The organism is Citrobacter sp. C6_1 (assembly GCF_014596835.2).
GTDB lineage: Bacteria > Pseudomonadota > Gammaproteobacteria > Enterobacterales > Enterobacteriaceae > Citrobacter > Citrobacter pasteurii.
This window is the reverse complement of sequence record NZ_CP115031.1, coordinates 2,545,394-2,566,507: the sequence shown is the minus strand read 5'-3', so window position 1 is coordinate 2,566,507 and position 21,114 is coordinate 2,545,394. Positions and strand designations below refer to the sequence as shown.

The window sequence follows — 21,114 nt, the reverse complement described above, 5'->3', positions numbered from 1 at the left end:
GGACATGCTGAGTTTCATAAAACGATCGGATGGGATGCAATGGACAGAGTGATGGCGGCAACGGTATTTAACCATATCTGTGATTTGGGCAGTCTGAGCGCCGCTGCACGTGCGTTGGGGCTTTCCCGACCCATGGTCAGTCGTTACCTGGACGAAATGGAGAAATGGGCGGGCGCAAGGCTTATCCACCGATCGTCGCGTCGCTTAACGATCACGCCAGCGGGTGAAGAGGCATTAGCAAAGACGCGTTCTCTGGCGCAACTTTCGCTGGATATCGGTGCTGCCAGCGCCGCGCAAACGCCCAGTGGCACGCTACGGGTGGCGTGTGCACATTTTACTGCCCTGCATATTCTGGCACCGGTGCTGCCCGCATTTCTTGCTCGCTATCCTGAACTCCGCATTGAAGTTGAGATCAACAATCAACCGGTAAGCCTGGTTGGGGAGCGTATCGATGTGGCGATCCGCATCACGGAAAATCCCGAACCCGGAACGATTGCCCGGCGCTTAGGGGATTGTGAATCGGTGTTATGTGCCTCCGTGGATTATCTTAACCAGCATGGCATCCCAAAAAACGTCGACGATCTTGCGCAGCATAATTGCCTTTATTACAGCGGGTTCGCCGGAAAGTCATGGCATTTTCTGGATGCGCAAGGGCAAGCCGTCACTGTGGCCATTAAAGGTAATTTAAGCGCCGGTATCTCGTCACTGCTATGTGAATCCGCCCTGGCGGGGATGGGGATTGCGTTGGTTCCTGAGCAGGAGGCGAGAGAAGGGCTGGCGCAGGGGAGATTAATACGACTTCTACCCCAACTACAGCCTAAACGCCTGCCGATTTATGGTTTATATCTTTCCCGCGATCACCAGCCTGCGGGGTTGCGACTGTTGCTGGATACACTGAATAAGACACAGTGCTAACGATGTGATTGAGCGTGTTTATAAAATAGTCAAAGCGCAATTTGTGTTAAAAAAATTTTTTCAGTGTATGAGATTCTTCTTATCGCCCCTTCAAGAGCTAAGCCATTGTGAGTGCCGGAGATAAGCGCCGGATGGGGTCGGAACCCTTAAGTCTGCCAGCATAGCAAGCAGACTTAAGGGTTTTTTATGGCCCACATGCGTTTTGAACCGCATTGCTCCCCGTAGTCATCCCCACCTATCCCTTAAATAGACATTATCTATACATCTTTTAGCATTTCACCTGCCGGAACGATTACACATTCATAATCTATTATTAATCAATGTATTGAATAAAAAAATCCATCCCTGTTAACCCTCGCCGCAGGGTCTATGCTTAATAAAAGTCGTCAAAAATGGCGGTTAACCCGAATGCCCCTGCTGTTGAGGGGTTGAAGTGATAATCATTATCACTAACATGGTGTTATAGCTTGAAAGCTAATGACTCGAGGTAACCCTATGGAATTGCATTCAGGAACATTCAATCCCAACGATTTTGCGTGGCGCGGGCTGACGTTAACGCCTGCGGCAGCGGCGCATATCCGTGAACTGGTGGCAAGGCAACCCGATATGTTGGGCGTGAGGCTAGGCGTGAAACAAACCGGGTGCGCGGGATTTGGCTATGTGCTGGACACCGTCAAGCAACCTGAGAAAGACGATCTGCTCTTTGAAACAGAGGGCGCCAGACTTTATGTCCCGTTACAGGCGATGCCGTTTATCGATGGAACTGAAGTCGATTTCGTGCGTGAAGGATTAAATCAGTTATTTAAATTTCATAACCCGAAAGCCCAGAACGAATGCGGCTGTGGCGAAAGCTTTGGGGTATAGGCGGTACTATGTCTCGTAACACTGAAGCAACTGACGATGTCAACACCTGGGCTGGCGGGCACCTCAATTACAAAGAGGGGTTCTTTACCCAACTCAAAACCGATGAACTGGCGAAAGGGATCAACGAAGAGGTTGTACGGGCAATTTCGGCAAAACGAAATGAACCCGACTGGATGCTGGCGTTCCGTCTGAATGCATTTAACGCGTGGCTGACGATGGAAGAACCACACTGGCTAAAAGCGCACTATGACAAACTGAACTACCAGGATTACAGCTATTACTCTGCACCTTCTTGCGGCAACTGTGATGAAACCTGTGCCTCTGAGCCGGGAGCAGTGCAACAAACGGGCGCGAATGCGTTTTTAAGCAAAGAGGTTGAAGACGCGTTCGAGCAGCTTGGCGTGCCGGTCCGTGAAGGCAAAGAAGTGGCGGTGGATGCCATTTTCGATTCGGTGTCAGTCGCGACGACCTACCGCGATAAGCTGGCGGAACAGGGTATTATTTTCTGCTCGTTCGGCGAGGCCATCCACGATCATCCAGAACTGGTAAAAAAATACCTCGGTACCGTCGTCCCGGGGAATGACAATTTCTTTGCCGCGCTGAATGCGGCGGTGGCATCGGACGGCACGTTTATTTATGTGCCGAAGGGTGTGCGTTGCCCAATGGAACTGTCGACCTATTTCCGTATCAATGCAGAAAAAACCGGACAGTTTGAACGCACGATTCTGGTGGCGGATGAGGGGAGTTACGTCAGCTATATCGAAGGTTGTTCGGCGCCGGTACGTGACAGTTACCAGCTGCATGCGGCGGTGGTTGAGGTGATCATCCATAAAGATGCTGAGGTGAAGTATTCAACGGTACAAAACTGGTTCCCCGGCGATGGCAATACCGGCGGCATCCTGAATTTTGTGACTAAACGTGCGCTGTGCGAAGGCGAAAACAGCAAAATGTCATGGACGCAGTCAGAGACCGGTTCAGCCATTACCTGGAAATACCCGAGCTGTATTCTGCGCGGTGATAATTCGATCGGCGAATTCTACTCCGTTGCGCTGACCAGCGGGCACCAGCAGGCCGATACCGGCACCAAGATGATCCACATCGGCAAAAACACCAAATCGACCATTATCTCGAAAGGGATTTCCGCCGGACATAGCCAGAATAGCTATCGCGGCTTAGTGAAAATTATGCCTACCGCCACTAACGCCCGCAACTATACCCAATGTGACTCAATGCTGATTGGTGCGGACTGTGGGGCACATACCTTCCCGTATGTTGAGTGCCGTAACAACAGCGCTCAGCTTGAACATGAAGCGACGACCTCGCGCATTGGTGAAGACCAACTGTTCTACTGCCTGCAACGTGGCATCAGCGAAGAAGATGCTATTTCAATGATCGTCAATGGCTTCTGTAAAGACGTGTTCTCTGAGCTGCCGCTGGAATTTGCCGTGGAAGCGCAAAAACTTCTCGCCATAAGTCTTGAACACAGCGTCGGCTAAAATTTAAGGAAAGCACATGTTAAGCATTAAAGATTTACAGGTCAGTGTGGAAGAGAAGGCGATCCTGCGTGGGCTGAGTCTTGAGATTCGCCCCGGGGAAGTACACGCCATTATGGGGCCGAACGGTTCCGGGAAAAGCACGTTGTCTGCGACACTCGCCGGACGAGAAGATTATGCAGTCACTGGCGGGACGGTTGAATTTAACGGTAAGAACTTGCTGGAACTGTCACCGGAAGACCGTGCCGGTGAAGGCATCTTCATGGCATTTCAGTATCCGGTGGAGATCCCCGGCGTCAGTAACCAGTTTTTCCTGCAAACGGCACTGAATGCCGTGCGCAGCTACCGTGGCGAAGAATCGCTGGACAGGTTTGACTTCCAGGATCTGATGGAAGAAAAAATTGCGTTGCTGAAGATGCCGGCAGATTTACTCACGCGTTCGGTCAACGTCGGTTTCTCCGGCGGTGAGAAAAAGCGTAATGACATTTTGCAAATGGCGGTGCTGGAGCCTCAGTTGTGCATTCTGGATGAGTCGGACTCCGGGCTGGATATTGACGCGCTGAAAATCGTGGCAGATGGCGTGAACGCATTGCGTGACGGAAAGCGTTCGTTTGTTATTGTCACCCACTACCAGCGAATCCTCGACTATATCAAACCCGATTACGTCCACGTTCTCTACCAGGGGCGCATTGTGAAGTCCGGTGATTTTACGCTGGTTAAACAGCTGGAGGAGCAAGGGTATGGCTGGCTTAGTGAACAGCAGTAACGTGCTCCAACAGTGGCATCATCTGTTTGAAGCGCAGGGTGAGCGTCGCTCACAGCATGCGCAACAACACCTGCAACAGATGTTGCGGCTGGGGTTGCCGACGCGTAAACATGAGGACTGGAAATACACGCCGCTGGAGGGTTTAACCAACAGCCAGTTTGTCAGTCATGTCGCTGAGATAACGTCAGCCCAGTGTGAAGCATTGGCGCCGGCAATTGATGCCATACGACTGGTATTTATCGACGGGCAGTTCTGCCCGACGCTGAGCGACCGCATGGACGGCAGCGGCTTTGACATTACCGTTGATGATGCGCGTCAGACGCTACCGGCCGCCATCCAACCGGAAGTCTTTCTGCACCTGAGCGAAAGCCTGTCGCGTAGCGTCACGCACATTCAGGTGAAGCGTAATCAGCGCCCCGCGAAACCGCTGCTGCTGCTGCACATTACCCAGGGGCTGGCGGGTGATGAGGTGAATACCGCGCACTATCGCCACCATCTGGAGCTGGCGGAAGGCGCAGAAGCCACCGTTATTGAACACTATGTCAGCCTTAGCGAGCTTCGTCATTTCACCGGCGCACGTTTAACCATGAACGTGGCGGTAAATGCCCATTTGCACCATATCAAACTGGCGTTTGAGAATCCGGTTAGCCACCATTTCGCGCATAACGATATCCAGGTAGGGGCAGATGCGACGGCGGTGAGCTACAGCTTCTTACTCGGTGGTGCGGTATTACGCCATAACACCAGTACCCAGCTTAATGGGGAGAACAGCACGCTGCGCCTTAACAGCCTGGCGATGCCGGTGAAAAATGAAGTTTGCGATACCCGAACCTGGCTTGAACACAATAAGGGGTATTGCAACAGCCGCCAGTTACATAAAACGATTGTCAGCGATAAAGGCCGGGCGGTGTTTAATGGCCTGATTAACGTGGCGCAGCATGCCATTAAAACTGATGGTCAGATGACGAACAATAATCTACTGCTCGGTAAACTGGCAGAAGTGGATACCAGGCCGCAACTGGAAATCTACGCTGATGACGTGAAATGCAGCCACGGGGCGACGGTAGGGCGGATCGACGATGAACAGATGTTCTATCTGCGTTCGCGTGGGATTGGTCAGCAGGATGCCCAACAGATGATTCTCTACGCGTTTGCCGCTGAGCTGACGGAAGCCCTGAGCGATGAAACGCTGAAACAACAGGTACTGGCGCGGATAGCCCAACGTCTGCCGGGAGGCGTAGCATGACATTTCCCATTGAAAAAGTGCGGGCCGATTTTCCGGTTCTGACGCGTGAAGTGAATGGTTTACCGTTGGCGTATCTGGACAGCGCGGCGAGCGCGCAAAAACCCAATCAGGTGATTGATGCTGAAGCCGAGTTTTACCGTCACGGCTATGCGGCGGTCCACCGTGGGATCCATACGCTGAGCGCTCAGGCCACGGAAAAAATGGAGAATGTGCGCAAGCTCGCCTCGCTGTTTATTAACGCCCGCTCCGCTGAAGAGCTGGTGTTTGTCCGCGGTACGACGGAAGGGATCAACCTGGTGGCAAACAGCTGGGGCAGCAGCAATGTGCGGGCGGGTGATAACATCATCATCAGCGAAATGGAGCACCATGCCAACATTGTTCCCTGGCAGATGCTGTGTGCCCGCGTCGGGGCTGAACTGCGCGTTATTCCGCTCAATGCCGACGGGACGTTGCAACTGGAAACGCTGCCGACGCTGTTTGATGATCGCACGCAACTGCTGGCGATTACCCACGTATCTAACGTGCTGGGCACGGAAAACCCGCTGCCGGAGATGATCGCGCTGGCGCATCAGCACGGCGCAAAAGTGCTGGTAGATGGCGCACAGGCGGTTATGCATCATCAGGTGGATGTGCAGGCACTGGATTGCGACTTTTATGTCTTCTCCGGGCACAAGCTCTATGGACCCACCGGTATTGGCGTGTTGTATGCCAGAGAGTCGCTGCTGCAGGAAATGCCACCGTGGGAAGGCGGTGGCTCGATGATAGCAACCGTCAGTCTGAGCCAGGGAACGACGTGGGCTAAAGCCCCCTGGCGTTTTGAAGCCGGAACGCCAAACACCGGGGGCATTATTGGGCTCGGTGCGGCTATTGAATATGTTTCAGCGCTCGGGCTGGCAGAAATCAGTGAATATGAGCAGTTCATGATGCGTTATGCATTGGAACAGTTGGCGGATGTGCCGGATTTAACAATCTACGGCCCGGAAAACCGTTTAGGCGTGATCGCCTTTAACCTCGGCAAACATCACGCGTATGACGTCGGTAGCTTTCTTGATAACTATGGAATTGCTGTGCGTACGGGGCATCACTGCGCTATGCCGTTGATGGCTTATTATCACGTTCCCGCGATGTGCCGGGCTTCTATTGCCATGTATAACTCCCATGAAGAAGTGGATCGCCTGGTGACGGGACTCAAGCGTATTCATCACTTGCTGGGATAACAGGGAGGCATTATGGCTGCGCTACCGGATAAAGAAAAACTATTGCGTAATTTTCTGCGTTGCGCTAATTGGGAAGAGAAATACCTGTACATCATTGAACTGGGTCAGCGCCTGCCGGAATTAAATGCCGACGATCGCTGCCCGGAAAATAGCATTCAGGGATGTCAAAGTCAGGTATGGATTGTTATGCGGCAGAATGCTGAAGGTATTATTGAATTACAGGGCGACAGTGATGCGGCAATTGTGAAAGGACTTATCGCCATCGTCTTCATTTTGTATGACCGGATGACGGCTCAGGATATTGTGAATTTTGATGTGCGTCAGTGGTTCGAAAAAATGGCGCTCGCACAGCATCTCACCCCTTCACGTTCACAGGGGCTGGAGGCGATGATTCGGGCTATTCGCGCCAAAGCCGCAACTCTTAGCTAAACTGATAAAACACGTCAACTTTCAGACCGACCTGAAAGCGTTCGTGTAGAACAACGCAGTGACTCGTAGGCCGGATCGGGCGCTCGCCGCCGTCCGGCAAAAACGCCAGGGGGGTGAGTGAGTATGAAACGCGCGTCTGTTATTACGTTAATGCTAATCGGCGCTTACAGCGCTATTCAGGCCGCATGGGCGGTCGATTATCCGTTGCCTCCGGCGAATAGCCGTCTTGTGGGGCACAATCAAACCTACACCGTGCAGGAAGGTGATAAGAATCTCCAGGCGATAGCCCGGCGTTTTGACACCGCTGCCATGCTGATCCTTGAAGCCAATAACACTATTGCCCCCGTCCCTAAACCCGGAACGCTGATTACTATTCCCTCGCAATTATTGCTACCGGATGCGCCACGCGAAGGCATTATTGTGAATCTGGCGGAACTGCGTCTGTATTACTTCCCGCCGGGAGAAAATAGTGTTCAGGTATTCCCGATTGGTATCGGTTTGCAGGGGCTGGAAACGCCGGTGATGGAAACCCGGGTTGGGCAGAAAATACCCAACCCGACCTGGACGCCTACACCGGGCATCCGTAAACGCTCGCTGGAGCGCGGCATCACATTACCGCCGGTAGTGCCAGCCGGGCCAAATAATCCGTTAGGGCGCTTTGCACTGCGTCTGGCGCATGGAAACGGTGAATACCTGATCCATGGCACCAGCGCACCCGACAGTGTTGGTCTGCGCGTAAGCTCTGGTTGTATCCGTATGAACGCGCCGGATATCAAAGCGTTGTTCGAGCAGGTGCGACCAGGTACGCCTGTCAGAGTGATCAACGAGCCGATAAAGTACGCCGTCGAGCCAAATGGTATGCGCTATGTTGAGGTGCACAGGCCATTGTCACCGGAAGAGGAGCAAAACGTTCAGACCATGCCCTATGTTTTACCGGTAGGTTTTAATCAGTTCAAAGGGAATAAGGCCGTCGATAACAGTCTGGTTGAGAGAGCACTGTATCGCCGTGCGGGTTATCCCGTGACCGTTAGTGCCGGGCAGACACCTGTTGTTGCCAACGGACCAGATGTGAAGTCAGCGCAGAATGGTGCGCCAGGGGAGGATGTGCAGATGCGCACAACGCAGTAACAGGGAAGGAAATAACGGGCAAAAAAAATGGCGCACAATGTGCGCCATTTCTATTACACAGATACTATTACTTACGGTATTTAGTAGCTGCGTTGTCCAGACGCTGGTTAGCGCGAGCTGCGTCATCTTTAGCAGCCTGAACGTCGGAACGCATTGCGTTCACGTCGTTGCTCAGCTGGTCAACTTTAGCGTTCAGAGTCTGAACGTCAGAAGACAGCTGATCGATTTTAGCATTGCTGGAGCAACCTGCCAGCAGAGTAGAACCCAGGATTACCGCGCCCAGTACCAGTTTAGTACGATTCATTATTAATACCCTCTAGATTGAGTTAATCTCCATGTAGCGTTACAAGTATTACACAAAGTTTTTTATGTTGAGAATATTTTTTTGATGGGAATGCACTTATTTTTGATCGTTCGCTCAAAGAAGCATCGAATTGGGCAAAAACAGCTAAAAACCCGAGAGAAAACAGAAAGCTTCCATCGGATTCATCTTAGATAATCTCGGATTGGATAGTGAAATCCGATTTGATTTTTTATTAATTGTGGCTATCGATAAAATAAAAAAAGCGCCGCAAGGGCGCTTTTTAAGCAAATTAATTCGCGATGGAATTATTACAGCACGTGAACAGATGCCGTATTGGTCGTGCCGCTCGGAACCAGTGCGCCGGAAACCATCACTACAACGTCGCCTTTCTGAGCCAGACCGCTTTCCAGAGCAACTTCTTTGCCCAGACGGTAGAAATCATCGGTAGAGCTGATTTCTTTAACAACTTGTGCAACAACGCCTTTGCTCAGCACCAGCTGACGCGCGGTAGTTTCATTGGTGGTCAGCGCCAGGATGGTGGCATCCGGGAAGTATTTACGCACAGCACGTGCAGATTTACCGCCCTGAGTTGCGACGACGATCAGCGGCGCATCCAGTTTTTCTGCAGTTTCAACCGCGCCACGGCAAACGGCTTCGGTGATGCGCAGTTTGCGGCTGTCGTTGTTGAAGTCCAGACGGCTGGTCATCACACGGTCGGTACGTTCGCAGATGGTGGCCATGATGGTCACAGCTTCCAGCGGGTATTTGCCTTTCGCGGACTCACCAGACAGCATAACGGCATCGGTGCCGTCGAGGATGGCGTTCGCAACGTCGCCGGCTTCAGCGCGGGTCGGACGTGGGTTTTTGATCATGGAATCCAGCATCTGGGTCGCAGTGATAACGACCTTACGTGCACGGATACATTTCTCGATGATCATCTTCTGCGCGAAGATAACTTCTTCAACCGGGATCTCAACGCCCATGTCGCCACGAGCGACCATGATGCCGTCGGATGCTTCGAGGATTTCGTCGAAGTTGTTCAGGCCTTCCTGGTTTTCAATCTTGGAGATGATCTGGATGTTTTCGCCGCCGTGAGCTTTCAGGTGCTCACGGATTTCAACGACGTCAGAACGTTTACGGATAAAGGATGCCGCAACGAAGTCAACACCTTGCTCACAACCGAAGATCAGGTCCTGCTTGTCTTTTTCAGCCAGTGCTGGCAGGGCAATGGAAACGCCTGGCAGGTTAACGCCTTTGTTTTCGCCCAGATCGCCGTTGTTCAGCACTTTACAGATAACTTTGTTACCTTCGATAGCGGTAACTTCCATACCAATCAGGCCATCATCAACCAGTACGGTGTTGCCGACAGACAGGTCTTTAGTGAAGCCTTCATAGGTAACAGCAACGATTTCGTTGTTGCCCACAACAGATTTGTCGGTAGTGAAAGTGAAAGTCTGACCCGCTTTCAGAGAAACGTCGTTGCCGCCTTCCAGCTTAATGGTACGGATTTCCGGACCTTTGGTGTCGAGCAGAATAGCGGCTTTTTTACCGGTTTTGCTCATGACGTTGCGCAAATTCTTGATGCGCTGACCGTGTTCTGCGTAATCACCGTGGGAGAAGTTCAGACGCATGACGTTCATGCCCGCGTCCAGCATTTTGGTTAACATCTCTTCGGATTCGGTTTTCGGACCGATGGTGCAAACAATTTTCGTCTTTTTCATGACAGTCTTAGTCTTTAAGTTGAGAAGGATATGGAAATCTGGCTTCCATCGCGCACGGATGGAAAGCTAAACCTGAGTTACGAAAGTTGTGATGCCTCGCTCTAAGGATAGGTGACATCGAAAGAGCGTGCAGAGGAATGTGTGCTTGCGTTTCAGCCCAACGGGATGGTGAATTTTGTAGTCGTTGAGTTTTACAGGTCAATGTGCTGAAACCATTCAAGAGACAATTGGCGCGCATTATACGCTGAAAATTATCAAAAAGGAAAATGGAAACAGCGTTTCAAAAGAGTTCTGTGCAGTTTCACAAGAAATATTCACTAATTTGTTCATAGGTATGGATAAAGAGGTCGTCCACCGCCGAGGTTTGTTGCGCAACAGCCTGCATTTGTCCTCTCAGTTGAAGGTTATTCGGTCATCCTGGCTCGAATGTCTTCATATTCCTAAAAGTTATATCAAATTCGTTTTAATTCATTTTAAAAACCAATCTCGCTGATTACACTCATTTGGACATCCATACTGCTAAACAGCCAAAAGCACTAGCAGGATAACAATAAGCAGCAGCGGATACCCAAACGACATGATTGTCCTGAAAAATATTTCGAAAGTGTTTACGCCAGGCAGGCTTTCCATTACCGCTGTCGATGATGTCAACCTGATGGTTGAGCAGGGGCAGATTTACGGAATTATTGGTTACAGTGGGGCGGGAAAAAGCACCTTAATACGTTTGCTTAATGGTCTGGAAAAACCGACCTCCGGCAGCGTAACGATTAACGGCCAGGATATCTCCGCCGCCTGTGGGGAATCGTTGCGTCAGGCACGGTTGAAAATCAGCATGGTGTTTCAGCACTTTAATTTACTGTGGTCACGCACCGTCAGTGAAAATATCGCTTTCTCTATGCAAATTGCCGGTGCGCCGAAAGCGATGATTAAGGCGCGAGTGGCCGAGCTGATTACCCTTGTCGGTCTGAGCGGTCGCGAAAATGCGTATCCATCGCAGCTCAGTGGCGGCCAAAAGCAGCGCGTAGGGATCGCCCGCGCGCTGGCGAATAATCCTGATGTACTGCTCTGTGACGAGGCTACGTCAGCCCTGGATCCGCAAACTACCGATCAGATCCTCGATTTACTGCTCGATATTAACCGTCGCTTCAAATTAACCATCGTGCTGATCACCCATGAAATGCACGTAGTACGCAAGATCTGCGATCGCGTGGCGGTCATGGAAAATGGCAAAGTCGTTGAAGAAGGCGACGTGCTTAGCGTCTTTACTCATCCGCAGCAGGCGATCACCCGACAGTTCGTTCGTCAGGTGAGTCAATACGCCGAGGAAGACGAATTCAACCCGCAGCTAGCCAGCGAACTTGGCGGCGTGGTGATCAAGCTTACGTTTACCGGGCAACGTACGCATCGGCCAGTGGTGGGTGAATTGACCCTACGCTATGGCCTGCCGTTTAACATTTTACACGGCAAGATGACGCAAACCGCACAAGGCGCTTTTGGTCAGCTCTGGGTGCACGTTGTGGCCTCTGAGGAACAATTGAACAATATTTTGGCCGACCTGCGCCAGAGCGACATTGAAGGCGAGGTGATTCAACATGGCTGAAGAACTTTTCCCGCATCTGAAGTGGGAACAACTGCTGGCAGCAACCCAGGAAACGCTCTACATGACAGCCCTTTCAGGCGCAGCGACCTTTATCTTGGGCATCGCGCTTGGTCTGGCATTGTTCCTGACAGCACGCGGTGGACTGTTTCACAATCGCGCGGTGTATAGCGGTATTTCGCTGGTGGTGAATATCTTTCGCTCGATCCCATTCATCATTTTGATCGTGCTGCTGATCCCGTTTACCAAAGCGATGGTCGGCACCATTCTCGGCGCCAATGCCGCGTTGCCTGCGCTGATCGTCGGTGCTGCGCCGTTTTATGCACGTCTGGTCGAAATTGCCCTGCGTGAAGTTGATAAAGGCGTTATTGAAGCGACGCGTTCGATGGGCGCACGTCTGAGCACACTTATTTTTCGGGTTTTACTGCCGGAATCCTCTCCTGCCTTGGTGTCCGGCATCACCGTGACGCTGATTGCGCTGGTTAGCTACAGCGCGATGGCGGGGGTCATTGGCGCCGGTGGTTTAGGGAATTTGGCCTATCTGGAAGGATTCCAGCGCAACCACAGCGACGTCACGCTGGTGGCGACAGTGACGATTTTGCTCATTGTTTTCATCATCCAGCTTTGCGGCGATGTGATCACCTCTCTGTTAGATAAACGCTAATAAAATACGGAAACCATTATCATGAAAAAATCACTGACGTTACTTGCCGCAGCAACCTTAAGCGCCCTGAGCTTTGCCTCGTGGGCAGATACGCTGACCGTTGGCGCGTCCAACGTGCCGCATGCGGAGATCCTCGAGCAGGCTAAGCCAATACTGGCGAAGCAGGGGATTGATCTGGAGATCAAACCTTTCCAGGATTACATTCTGCCGAACACCGCGCTGGCTGGCCGTGAGATTGACGCTAACTACTTCCAGCATATTCCGTACCTGAACAGCGTGATTAAAGATCATGCTGGCGATAAAACGTATGATTTCGTCAGCGCTGGGGCGATCCACATTGAGCCGATTGGTATTTATTCGAAAAAAGTGAAATCGCTTAAAGATTTGCCGGAAGGTGGCAAGGTCATCATGCGCGATGCGGTATCTGAGGAAGGCCGTATTCTGTCGATTTTCGAAAAAGAGGGCGTGATCAAACTGAAGCCGGGCGTAGATAAAGTGACCGCGCGCATTAGCGACATTGTTGAGAACCCGAAAAAACTGCAGTTCCTGCCTAACGTGGAAGCGGCGCTGTTACCGCAGATGTATAACAATGAAGAAGGGGATGCGGTGGTGATTAACGCTAACTACGCCATCGACGCCGGGCTGGATCCGGTGAAAGATCCGATTGCCGTTGAAAGCGGTGAAAACAACCCGTATGCCAACATCATTACCGTGCATCGTGGTGACGAGAAGAAAAAGGATATCGTGGCGCTGGTTGATGTGCTGCACTCCGAAGAGATCCAGGACTGGATCCGTACCAAATATAAAGGCGCGGTGATCCCGGTTAATAACTGATCCGCTTTTTGCTGAGTGGCGTATGAACGGTAACACATTGATGATGTCAACGATTGGTGTGTTGACCAGTTCATACCAGATGGACCGGAACGCTGATGTCTATCGATCCGGTTAACCATATGGCTGGATAGTTGATCAGATATATGGGGCATTGAAATAAAAACTATAAAGGGACTCTGATGGAGTCCCTTTATTTATTCAAGTATGCCATTATCACCAATGCAATAAATGAAATTGCTACGGATATATTAAAATAATGAGTTATCACATAAATTCTTGTTAATTTTTTCGGTAATGATTTTATAAACTTCACATCGCAAGGGTTGGAACTATCTAAGGCCTTTTTATTGAGTATCAAGGGGCTTGTGATAAAATTCGTTTTTATATTATAACCAGTTAAAAAAAATGGTGATGATTTATAAAATAGTATGGTGTTAAATGGCAATTCGCCAAATTCTTTCTTATATAAACCACATATTACATAAAAATTCTTATTGCCAATAAACATTAATATATACATGATTATGACACTGAAAACAACTATTCCAGTTAAAATTAATATGATTAATCCATTGTTAGTCATATACTTCCTTATTATTTAACCATGGCAGAGGAAGCTAATTAATTGCTTCTGATTGGGTATTAATTAGTAGTGTTATATATTGATTCACCTATAAATGTCCCTCCTTCTTCGCCAGCCTTACCAACTCCAAATGATGTTATTGCTGGTACAACAATTTGGCAAGCTAAAGCTCCCACGCCTCCCTCTGTAGCACTTATAGCAGCCAGTACAATTGAACAGACGGCTGTCGATGTTCGTTTAATGGCAAAGTTAAATGCTACCGGAGCAGCTAACCCGCCAGTAAATTTACCAATTTCAGTGTAAGCCGTTTTTTCACAATCTCTACCAATTGTACAGGCATCATAAATAGAATTAGCACCATTCAATGCTGACAAGACAATACCAACTTTATTGAATGTTTTCATCAACTTTACCAGTTTTGCTGATTTTTCTATATAAGTTGCGTAACCTTCAATATCGTCAACCCCGGTCTGATTCCATTTATGAATAATAGACGATGACGACAATATCAGTGCTTTTTTTATATCATCATACTGAGCAAGACCAATATGCTCTCTAAATATTTTTAAAAATATCCCATCCAGCTTTTTGAATAATTGCCTACGTTCTACAAAAAATTGCTCGCCAATTAACATACCACGCGTTGCATATTGATTTTTATATGCATCCTGAATTTGCTTTAACGTACTTTCAATTTCACCAAAATATTTTTCTGACATATCACTAAGAATACCACCATAGTCAGAACCATATGAAGTAAACATGTCTATTGCATGTCTGTTTTGATACAAAAACCTTGCTTCATCTAATGTTAATGGTTCCAGCGCATTATCAATTTTATCTCTGGCTTTCTCGATATGTTTGATTTGATCTGCATCCTGTTTTTCTGGATCTGCAATAATTAAAATTGAACCCGGTTTTTTCTTCATGTCTGGATTTAATTTTTTATATAGTTCGCGCGTTCCCTCTGGCGGATTAATAAAAATATAAGGTTCATATGATGATGGTGTGGCCCCGTAAGGTAATACGCAAAATCCAGCATCTACAGGTTCGCGTGACGGTTCATCTTCATCTTCATCTTCTTCTACTGGACAGGATGGCCCCGGTCTCATAGTTAGCGGGGGTGGTGCGTTCTGTGGCGCTACAGACGCTACTCTGGTTACTGGTTGAGGAGCGGAGACAATTTTGCTTTCGTAATCGTATGACGCATAAATATACGAGTTAATAAATCGACATCTACACAAGCATGTTCCAACACTATGCGCAGTTCCGGCAGCACTTCTGCCATGAATAAAGTAACCAGGTTGTCCCCCCACTATTTGGTAAAGTTGTTTATCTGAGCCACATATATAGTGATCACCTTCACAAGCGGTTGGTTGCCCATTAATAATATGATTTGCACAACCAGTAACAATAGTTCCTCCACACGTTGTTTTATCGCCAACGATTAAAAAATATGCGCGTCCCATTTGCGTACTCCTTATTTTATTAAATTTAAATTCTCTGGGTTACAAAAAATCCATGAGTTTTCCCAGGTTGCCATATAAACACAATCATCTATTCTACTGGACTCCTTTAGTTTTATTCTATTGTATGCAATTAAACTTTGTTCTTTCAAATAATCAATATCATAACTACACAGTGATTTAGTATGATTTATGAAATCAGGAAATCTTTTTCTCCATATTTTACAAAACTCATCTGTTATCTTTTGAGGAATTTGTAATATTGGATGTTCGCTATCCTCAGTTATAATTCCAGGGTTATATTTGGCTGGGATTGTTACTTGAGCTAAATGATAATTTGAACTGATAATTTCATGCTCTTTATTAGCCCACAATCCGGCATGTAATAACAAATAATAATCGTCGGTTTTTTTAATCTGCTGATTATTCATCATCATTTCTTTAATATTGAAATCATCTAATGGATATACATCCCATTTTTCATTAAACCTCTGTGCTAAATATGTTGAATAAAATGCCGCGTCCATTTTTGAATAAAATATAGAAATGCCTTCAATATTCTTATCGTATTTTCGCCATAACGGCTCTAACATCTTTTCATTCTTATGTGTAGTCTTATTATGTATTCCAGTGATCCGACCTAAAACCCATAATTCATGCTCGCTTATGTACTGACAAACTTCTCTATTGCTTTGATAGAAATACATTTCAGAAACTTACTCATCGGTTAAAAGAACAATGAAAAACTAATTTTTATATCAATTATGCGATTCCTGTAGCATAAAACATAAAAAAGCCTGAATCTTTTTTTGAATAATTCAGGCTTTCAATAATTAATTTAATTAAATTTTATTTATGAATGCGTTATAATTTTTTTCCGATGCTTTTATTAACATGATTAACGATTTATACGCTCAATTCTCGCTGGCAACCCCTGACGCACAGCGGCTCCTGAAACCCAATCCAGCCAGGTGTTAGCAACCTTTCGTGTCGGATCCGCAAAGCCCAGATCGTTGATATTGATTCCCGACGTTATCTTTTTATCAAACGGCATCGGCTCACCGTCGAGCGTATGCTGCGCAGCGCCCATCTCTTTATGTCCATAGCCATGCTCAATCGCGATTACCCCAGGCATCACGCCATGCAGTAAGCTGATTTGCGCTTCAACCTGACCGCCAGGTGTGGTGATACGCACGATATCGCCGTGTGCTAAACCATACCGCTTGCCGTCCTGCGGATTGAGCGCCACCAGATTAACCGGCTTCAGATGATGCAGGCGCGGGATCACGGCCGACGCACTGGACATGGTATTGGATTTAAAGGAAATCAGTTTCAGCGGCCACTCTTGTTCCGGGAACAACTCCTCGACCGCACGTCCATCAGACAGGCGCGAAGGATACCAGGCTGGGCAGCCGCTGTAACGCTCGCCGGTAATCGCATGGCGGTGCGCGGCGACGTTCGCATTCCAGATTTGTAGCGGCTTTTCCCACACATTGCCGACACGGTTATCGACCCGCCCGCTGTTATCCGGCGCAAAACGCCCGCCGCGGGAATAGATAAACGCCACCCGACTGATTTCATCTGCTTTCAGCGTTTGGGCGAGCACCGGCAAGATTCGTTGCACCCCAGTCAGCGCGATATCATCTTCCCGCGCCTCTGCAACTGGCGCTTTACCCATAAAGGCAATGTTGGCGGCCAGCCGCAGATAATAATCTTCGGCGCGGTTGAGCGGATACTGATTGCCCTGCGGGTCGGTAATGGCATTGTCACCAAAGCCGGGGAGGCCAATGCGTTTTGCCACCGCGATGCAGAAAGCCTCCATCGAGGCCGGTTGACCGTCTGCGGTATTGCTGGTTGCGGCTCTGACGACCGGCCAACGCGCGGTGGTGGCTTTGCTGGCGACACCCGCCCATGGCGCACTGAATCCCCAGCTTTCGAAGTTATGGGTATCCGGCACGATGTAATCAGCGAGCGCCGTGGTTTCGTTCATAAAGGCGTCAATCGCGATAAACAGCGGTAGACGCGCAGGATCTTTGAGTTTCTCTTCCGCTACGCCGCGCAACCCTGCAATGCCGTAGAACGGGTTGGTCATATTGGAGATCCAGGCTTTCAGCGGATAAGGGTAACCTTCCAGTGCTGAAACCAGTAATTCGGTAAGCTGGCCTGCGACAAACGGATACCAGGGCGCTTTGGCCGGGAAGGGCGACTGCCCGGCGGCGACTTTGTTGCGGTACTCTTCGGAAGACTCATAGGCTGTCTTGCTGCGGGCGATGCTCAGACCTTTAGGTTTCACCCTCCCGGCAAAACTGTCCATATTGTAGCGCGGGCCGTCAGTTGCGCCGTTGAACTTACCGCCGCCGACGAACACGCCGCCTTCGAGGCTCAGGTTCCCGATCAACGCATTGAGCATCATTACCGACCAGGCATTATAAAAACCGTTACCCGCCATCATCCCGCCATGGGTGATCACTGCTGCTTTTCGTCCGTGACGGGTGAAAGCATCGGCCAGCGCGCCAATGTCTGCCTCAGAAACACCACACTGCTGGCTGTATTGCGCCATTGACAGTTTCTCAGCGGATTCTTTAAGACACTGGAAGCCACTTTTTACCGTGACCGTTTGCCCCCCGGCCAGCGTGACTTCACGGGAGATGAACAGTTGGGCACGTTGGCAACTGCTGGCGGCGACGATCTCTCCGGCTTCGTTAATGACTGTTGGTTCGTTGGCGGCGTCTGCGCGTAAATGCGCCAGCGTTAAATGCTGACCGGCGAGCGTTGGAATTTCATCGGTAATGACCAGATGGGTGGCGTTGGTCCAGCTTTTTTCCCCGGCCTGCTTCATGGCCTGTACGTCAGGAATAGCCAGGTAATCAGCGTTATAGCGCTGCTTTTCAATTATCCAGCGGATCATCCCCATCGCCAGTGCGGAGTCCGTCCCTGGGCGTACGGGCTGCCAGTGTCCACGATCGTCGGCAAGCACTGTCGTTAGCGGTAGGGCTGGTGCAACCACAACATAGCGGAAGTCATCACGTAAACGGGCGCTGGCGAGCTGGCGAGCCTGGCGTTTAAACGGGTTGCCGGATTGTGCTGGAGACGTCCCCATAAACAACGCAAATTCGACATTATCCCAGTCGGGTTTTACATGGGTATTTTTATCCAGATCGCCCATCAATGCGCCAGATCCGGCACGATAGGCCAGACCACAGTATGCGCCATGGGCACCGAAGTTTTTGCTGCCGAAACTGTTTAGGGCAAAGCGACGCAAAAATGTATCACGTCCTTCATCACTGGTATTGGTGACCAGTAGCTGATTGGATTTTGGGCCGAAACCAGGGTGTCGGGCATCAATCGGCGTATCGGGATCGTGGATCGCCCGCAGACCGTCAACGTGCCCTTCGCCAAACAGATCGCCGCCTTCCACCACTTCTTTGATCAGTTGCTCAAAGCTGATGCGCTGCCATTTGCCTTCCCCACGTTTACCCACGCGTTTCATCGGCTCCAGAATGCGCAGCGGGCTGTACAGGCCTTCAAGTAAGGTGGCGCCACGGGCGCAGGCAGTGGAGCGGGCATCAAGGCCGGTTTCGCCCGCCAGTTGTTCCATCGCGGCGGCAAAGGGAACAGAGGAGTCAATGTGGTGTTCGTGAGATAGCGGATGGTACGGGTTGCCCGCAATACGCAACACTTTGCCTTGTTCGTTATCAACACGGACACGCACGCCACATTGCGTCCAGCAGCCGAAGCACTGCGTCATGGAGATAACCTGCTGCGGGTTCTGTTGCCAGCGCGTTTGGGCATGTGCTTCGGGGATGAGTGCATTACCAAAGATACGGTTGCGGGTTATTTTTCCTGATGTTCCGTCAAGCAAACCATCAATCGCACGCTTTGCCACGTCCCGATAACTCAGGCCGAAGGTCACCATGCCCCCGACGGCTAGACCGACTTTAAGCCACTGACGACGAGTTAAATTAGCCATGTTGCATTCTCCTTGCGATCGCGTTCAAGGCTTCACGAACCATAATGATCAGTGCGACCCACAGGCCAAAAGTGCCAAGAATAGCCAGCCAGCCATCTGTGCCACCGGGCAGGGTATAGGGGTTAAACTGGGCGTTAAATTTCGGTACGGTCTGTACCTGAATGAGTAATGTCCAGCGCATCAGCCAGCACAATGCCATTGCACTTATTGCCAGCGAAATACGAAATGGCAGTGATAACGGATGGCGTAACGCCAGAGCGCAAAGACCCAGTGAGATAACCCAAAGTGCAATCCAGCCGTTGGCGTAATGCCGCGCGGAAGCCGCCACATCCAGCCACTGGCGAATTGCTGACCCCGATAGCGTGTTGCCACTTGTCCATACCACCACCACGATAGCCAGCGCGCACAGCGTGACTATCTGTCCCCATGCCAGTTTGCGCGGTAATGTTATCCCTGCGGTTTTCACCGTGGCGATAAGCAGAGCAAGGAATGTTTGCAGGGCACTGAGGAACATCGCTACCGGGAAGGCGTAGCTGAACCAGATCGGACGCGCCTCGACAATCGAGACCTCGCGACCGGTATAGACCAACAGTCCAATCGCCGATAGCGCACTTCCCACGGCCAACCATTTAGTGACGCTGTAACTTTTTGCGGTTAATCGCGTAATCTGCTGTGCTATAAACCACAGCCCTAAAAACCCGGTGAACAGCGGTAAAAATAGCGCCCCCCACGGCATCCATGACCATGGCGTCGGAAAGGCATAGAAATGCCAGACGCGTGCCGTCTGGTGTAAATCAGCGGTTAGCGCCAGCGGTGCGGTAATCGCGCAGGTCAGGGCGATTAACAGCGTCAGGTTTTCCAGTTCCGGCGCCTCTTGTTTGCGCCAGTGAAGCACGCAGGCAAACAGTGCGGCGCAGGCGGCAATGCCGATAAAAAAGAAATATTGCACAGCCCAGGGTAACCAGCTTACGTCCTGGGGATGCGTCAGAACCTCTTCGATAATCAGGGTAGGGTTCATTTAAACCTCCTGCCAGAGCGCGGGCTGGGCACGCCCCATTAATGGTGTCACAAAGGCCTCATCCAGGCCCAGATAGAACACGTGCGGCGAGGTGCCACTTTCCGGTTTCAGGACCTTGATGGCGTCATGATGTTGCTGCAGCATTTGAGAAATCCGGCTGTGTGGATCCTTTATATCGCCGATGATGCGTGCGCCGCCAACGCACGACTCCACGCAGGCCGGGAGCAGGCCCGCTTCCAGTCGATGAACGCAAAAAGTGCATTTATCGGCGGTTTGCGTTTCATGGTTGATAAACCGTGCGTCGTATGGGCAGGCCTGCACACAGTAGGCACAGCCAACACAGCGCGTGTTGTCGACAACCACAATGCCATCTTCGCGTTGGAAGGTGGCCTGTACCGGGCAAACGGGGACGCAGGGGGGATTATCACAATGGTTGCACAGGCGCGGCAGCAGGACGTTGGTGACGCTTTGCTGGCCTTCAAGTTGCACCTGATATTGATTAACGTTGGTACGAAACTCACCTTGCGGCGTCTGGTTTTCAATCGCGCAACTCACGGTGCAGGCCTGGCAGCCGATACACCGACGCAGATCGACCAGCATGCCGTAGCGATGCTGAGGTGATCCTTCATGCCGCTCAGGCGAAAAGGGAAACTGGGCCTGTGCCAGGGGAACCAGTGATGCGCCAGCGGTCAGGACGCCAAGTTGCTGGAGAAACTGCCGTTTACTGCTGTCCATATTTTCTCCCGTCACGATGCAACAACGAAACATTGGTCACGCCGTTGATTGCGTGTGATGAATAAAGAACCTCGATGATTTACAGTGTAAAAATCGTGACGGGGAGTACTCTATTGTGGTTAACCACATACCCGGCTAGTTGTTGATCTAAAACAACATAATTG

The 21,114-nt window shown here is 50.2% G+C and carries 19 protein-coding genes and 1 pseudogene; 12 read left to right on the top strand and 8 right to left on the bottom strand.

Annotated elements, in window-relative coordinates:
* Positions 1–39 precede the first annotated feature (39 nt).
* From IB196_RS12520 to IB196_RS12485, 8 genes are all read left to right on the top strand, one after another.
* Positions 40–915, top strand: a complete 876-nt coding sequence (locus IB196_RS12520; protein WP_188232113.1) for a LysR family transcriptional regulator — start codon at positions 40–42, stop codon at positions 913–915.
* 495 nt (positions 916–1,410) lie between these two features.
* Entirely contained in the window at positions 1,411–1,779 is a 369-nt protein-coding gene (sufA, locus tag IB196_RS12515; RefSeq protein ID WP_005120243.1) for a Fe-S cluster assembly scaffold SufA, read from the top strand.
* Positions 1,780–1,787: 8 nt separating this feature from the next.
* A complete protein-coding gene (sufB, locus tag IB196_RS12510; RefSeq protein ID WP_005120241.1) occupies positions 1,788–3,275 on the top strand; it encodes a Fe-S cluster assembly protein SufB in 1,488 nt (495 codons plus the stop codon).
* Between the two features lie 16 nt (positions 3,276–3,291).
* The gene (sufC, locus tag IB196_RS12505; RefSeq protein ID WP_005120239.1) at positions 3,292–4,038 is read left to right on the top strand and encodes a Fe-S cluster assembly ATPase SufC; all 747 of its coding nucleotides are present in this window, start codon (positions 3,292–3,294) and stop codon (positions 4,036–4,038) included.
* On the top strand, positions 4,013–5,284 hold the full coding sequence (gene sufD, locus IB196_RS12500) for a Fe-S cluster assembly protein SufD (RefSeq protein WP_155020990.1): 1,272 nt from the start codon (positions 4,013–4,015) through the stop codon (positions 5,282–5,284). Before sufC ends, sufD begins: the two co-directional genes overlap by 26 nt.
* Positions 5,281–6,501: a cysteine desulfurase SufS gene (gene sufS / locus IB196_RS12495; protein ID WP_188232114.1), complete on the top strand. Its 1,221-nt coding sequence runs from the start codon at positions 5,281–5,283 to the stop codon at positions 6,499–6,501. The genes sufD and sufS overlap by 4 nt, the downstream gene beginning before the upstream one ends.
* A gap of 12 nt (positions 6,502–6,513) precedes the next feature.
* Positions 6,514–6,930 (top strand): cysteine desulfuration protein SufE, encoded by a 417-nt coding sequence (gene sufE, locus IB196_RS12490; protein WP_005120233.1) that lies wholly within the window; start codon positions 6,514–6,516, stop codon positions 6,928–6,930.
* 123 nt (positions 6,931–7,053) lie between these two features.
* Positions 7,054–8,058, top strand: coding sequence for a L,D-transpeptidase family protein (locus IB196_RS12485; protein ID WP_005120231.1), 1,005 nt, complete (start codon positions 7,054–7,056; stop codon positions 8,056–8,058).
* A 67-nt stretch (positions 8,059–8,125) separates the two neighbouring features.
* Here IB196_RS12485 and lpp read toward each other — a convergent pair whose 3' ends face one another.
* The 3 genes from lpp to IB196_RS12470 form a co-directional block, all read right to left on the bottom strand.
* Positions 8,126–8,362, bottom strand: a complete 237-nt coding sequence (lpp, locus tag IB196_RS12480) for a murein lipoprotein Lpp (RefSeq protein ID WP_003029373.1) — start codon at positions 8,360–8,362, stop codon at positions 8,126–8,128.
* Positions 8,363–8,670: 308 nt separating this feature from the next.
* Positions 8,671–10,083: a pyruvate kinase PykF gene (gene pykF / locus IB196_RS12475; RefSeq protein ID WP_003029366.1), complete on the bottom strand. Its 1,413-nt coding sequence runs from the start codon at positions 10,081–10,083 to the stop codon at positions 8,671–8,673.
* A gap of 7 nt (positions 10,084–10,090) precedes the next feature.
* Positions 10,091–10,285 carry a hypothetical protein gene (locus tag IB196_RS12470; protein WP_245163452.1) on the bottom strand — a complete coding sequence of 65 codons (195 nt, stop codon included), beginning with the start codon at positions 10,283–10,285 and terminating at the stop codon, positions 10,091–10,093.
* A 375-nt stretch (positions 10,286–10,660) separates the two neighbouring features.
* On the opposite strand from IB196_RS12470, the gene IB196_RS12465 reads away from it, so the two are divergent.
* The 4 genes and pseudogenes from IB196_RS12465 to IB196_RS12450 form a co-directional block, all read left to right on the top strand.
* Complete coding sequence (locus IB196_RS12465) at positions 10,661–11,683, top strand: ATP-binding cassette domain-containing protein (protein ID WP_005120225.1); 1,023 nt, start codon at positions 10,661–10,663, stop codon at positions 11,681–11,683.
* Positions 11,676–12,344 (top strand): methionine ABC transporter permease, encoded by a 669-nt coding sequence (locus IB196_RS12460; RefSeq protein ID WP_005120223.1) that lies wholly within the window; start codon positions 11,676–11,678, stop codon positions 12,342–12,344. Before IB196_RS12465 ends, IB196_RS12460 begins: the two co-directional genes overlap by 8 nt.
* 21 nt (positions 12,345–12,365) lie before the next feature.
* Positions 12,366–13,178, top strand: a complete 813-nt coding sequence (locus IB196_RS12455) for a MetQ/NlpA family ABC transporter substrate-binding protein (protein ID WP_188232115.1) — start codon at positions 12,366–12,368, stop codon at positions 13,176–13,178.
* A 16-nt stretch (positions 13,179–13,194) separates the two neighbouring features.
* Positions 13,195–13,338: pseudogene (locus IB196_RS12450) on the top strand (penicillin binding protein PBP4B); the annotation flags it as partial.
* Between the two features lie 482 nt (positions 13,339–13,820).
* On the opposite strand, the gene IB196_RS12445 reads toward IB196_RS12450, so the two are convergent.
* The 5 genes from IB196_RS12445 to ttrB all read right to left on the bottom strand — a co-directional run bounded on the left by IB196_RS12445 (position 13,821) and on the right by ttrB (position 20,950).
* A complete protein-coding gene (locus IB196_RS12445; protein ID WP_188232116.1) occupies positions 13,821–15,230 on the bottom strand; it encodes a PAAR domain-containing protein in 1,410 nt (469 codons plus the stop codon).
* 11 nt (positions 15,231–15,241) lie between these two features.
* Positions 15,242–15,820 (bottom strand): hypothetical protein, encoded by a 579-nt coding sequence (locus tag IB196_RS12440; protein WP_223236937.1) that lies wholly within the window; start codon positions 15,818–15,820, stop codon positions 15,242–15,244.
* Positions 15,821–16,125: 305 nt separating this feature from the next.
* Positions 16,126–19,197 carry a tetrathionate reductase subunit TtrA gene (ttrA, locus tag IB196_RS12435; RefSeq protein WP_188232117.1) on the bottom strand — a complete coding sequence of 1,024 codons (3,072 nt, stop codon included), beginning with the start codon at positions 19,195–19,197 and terminating at the stop codon, positions 16,126–16,128.
* Positions 19,190–20,215, bottom strand: coding sequence for a tetrathionate reductase subunit TtrC (gene ttrC, locus IB196_RS12430; RefSeq protein WP_188232118.1), 1,026 nt, complete (start codon positions 20,213–20,215; stop codon positions 19,190–19,192). The genes ttrA and ttrC overlap by 8 nt, the downstream gene beginning before the upstream one ends.
* Positions 20,216–20,950 (bottom strand): tetrathionate reductase subunit TtrB, encoded by a 735-nt coding sequence (ttrB, locus tag IB196_RS12425; protein WP_005122827.1) that lies wholly within the window; start codon positions 20,948–20,950, stop codon positions 20,216–20,218. It abuts the gene before it with no gap.
* Between the last annotated feature and the right edge of the window lie 164 nt (positions 20,951–21,114).

What these genes read in the sequence shown, in the direction of transcription:
- IB196_RS12465 (WP_005120225.1), top strand. Translation starts at nt 10,661, where the DNA reads ATGATTGTCCTGAAAAATATTTCGAAAGTGTTTACGCCAGGCAGGCTT.
- IB196_RS12520 (WP_188232113.1), top strand. Translation starts at nt 40, where the DNA reads ATGGACAGAGTGATGGCGGCAACGGTATTTAACCATATCTGTGATTTG.
- lpp (WP_003029373.1), bottom strand. Translation starts at nt 8,362, where the DNA reads ATGAATCGTACTAAACTGGTACTGGGCGCGGTAATCCTGGGTTCTACT.
- IB196_RS12440 (WP_223236937.1), bottom strand. Translation starts at nt 15,820, where the DNA reads ATGTTAGAGCCGTTATGGCGAAAATACGATAAGAATATTGAAGGCATT.
- sufD (WP_155020990.1), top strand. Translation starts at nt 4,013, where the DNA reads ATGGCTGGCTTAGTGAACAGCAGTAACGTGCTCCAACAGTGGCATCAT.
- IB196_RS12455 (WP_188232115.1), top strand. Translation starts at nt 12,366, where the DNA reads ATGAAAAAATCACTGACGTTACTTGCCGCAGCAACCTTAAGCGCCCTG.
- sufB (WP_005120241.1), top strand. Translation starts at nt 1,788, where the DNA reads ATGTCTCGTAACACTGAAGCAACTGACGATGTCAACACCTGGGCTGGC.
- IB196_RS12485 (WP_005120231.1), top strand. Translation starts at nt 7,054, where the DNA reads ATGAAACGCGCGTCTGTTATTACGTTAATGCTAATCGGCGCTTACAGC.
- IB196_RS12445 (WP_188232116.1), bottom strand. Translation starts at nt 15,230, where the DNA reads ATGGGACGCGCATATTTTTTAATCGTTGGCGATAAAACAACGTGTGGA.
- sufC (WP_005120239.1), top strand. Translation starts at nt 3,292, where the DNA reads ATGTTAAGCATTAAAGATTTACAGGTCAGTGTGGAAGAGAAGGCGATC.
- sufS (WP_188232114.1), top strand. Translation starts at nt 5,281, where the DNA reads ATGACATTTCCCATTGAAAAAGTGCGGGCCGATTTTCCGGTTCTGACG.
- IB196_RS12460 (WP_005120223.1), top strand. Translation starts at nt 11,676, where the DNA reads ATGGCTGAAGAACTTTTCCCGCATCTGAAGTGGGAACAACTGCTGGCA.
- ttrC (WP_188232118.1), bottom strand. Translation starts at nt 20,215, where the DNA reads ATGAACCCTACCCTGATTATCGAAGAGGTTCTGACGCATCCCCAGGAC.
- sufA (WP_005120243.1), top strand. Translation starts at nt 1,411, where the DNA reads ATGGAATTGCATTCAGGAACATTCAATCCCAACGATTTTGCGTGGCGC.
- ttrB (WP_005122827.1), bottom strand. Translation starts at nt 20,950, where the DNA reads ATGGACAGCAGTAAACGGCAGTTTCTCCAGCAACTTGGCGTCCTGACC.
- ttrA (WP_188232117.1), bottom strand. Translation starts at nt 19,197, where the DNA reads ATGGCTAATTTAACTCGTCGTCAGTGGCTTAAAGTCGGTCTAGCCGTC.
- sufE (WP_005120233.1), top strand. Translation starts at nt 6,514, where the DNA reads ATGGCTGCGCTACCGGATAAAGAAAAACTATTGCGTAATTTTCTGCGT.
- pykF (WP_003029366.1), bottom strand. Translation starts at nt 10,083, where the DNA reads ATGAAAAAGACGAAAATTGTTTGCACCATCGGTCCGAAAACCGAATCC.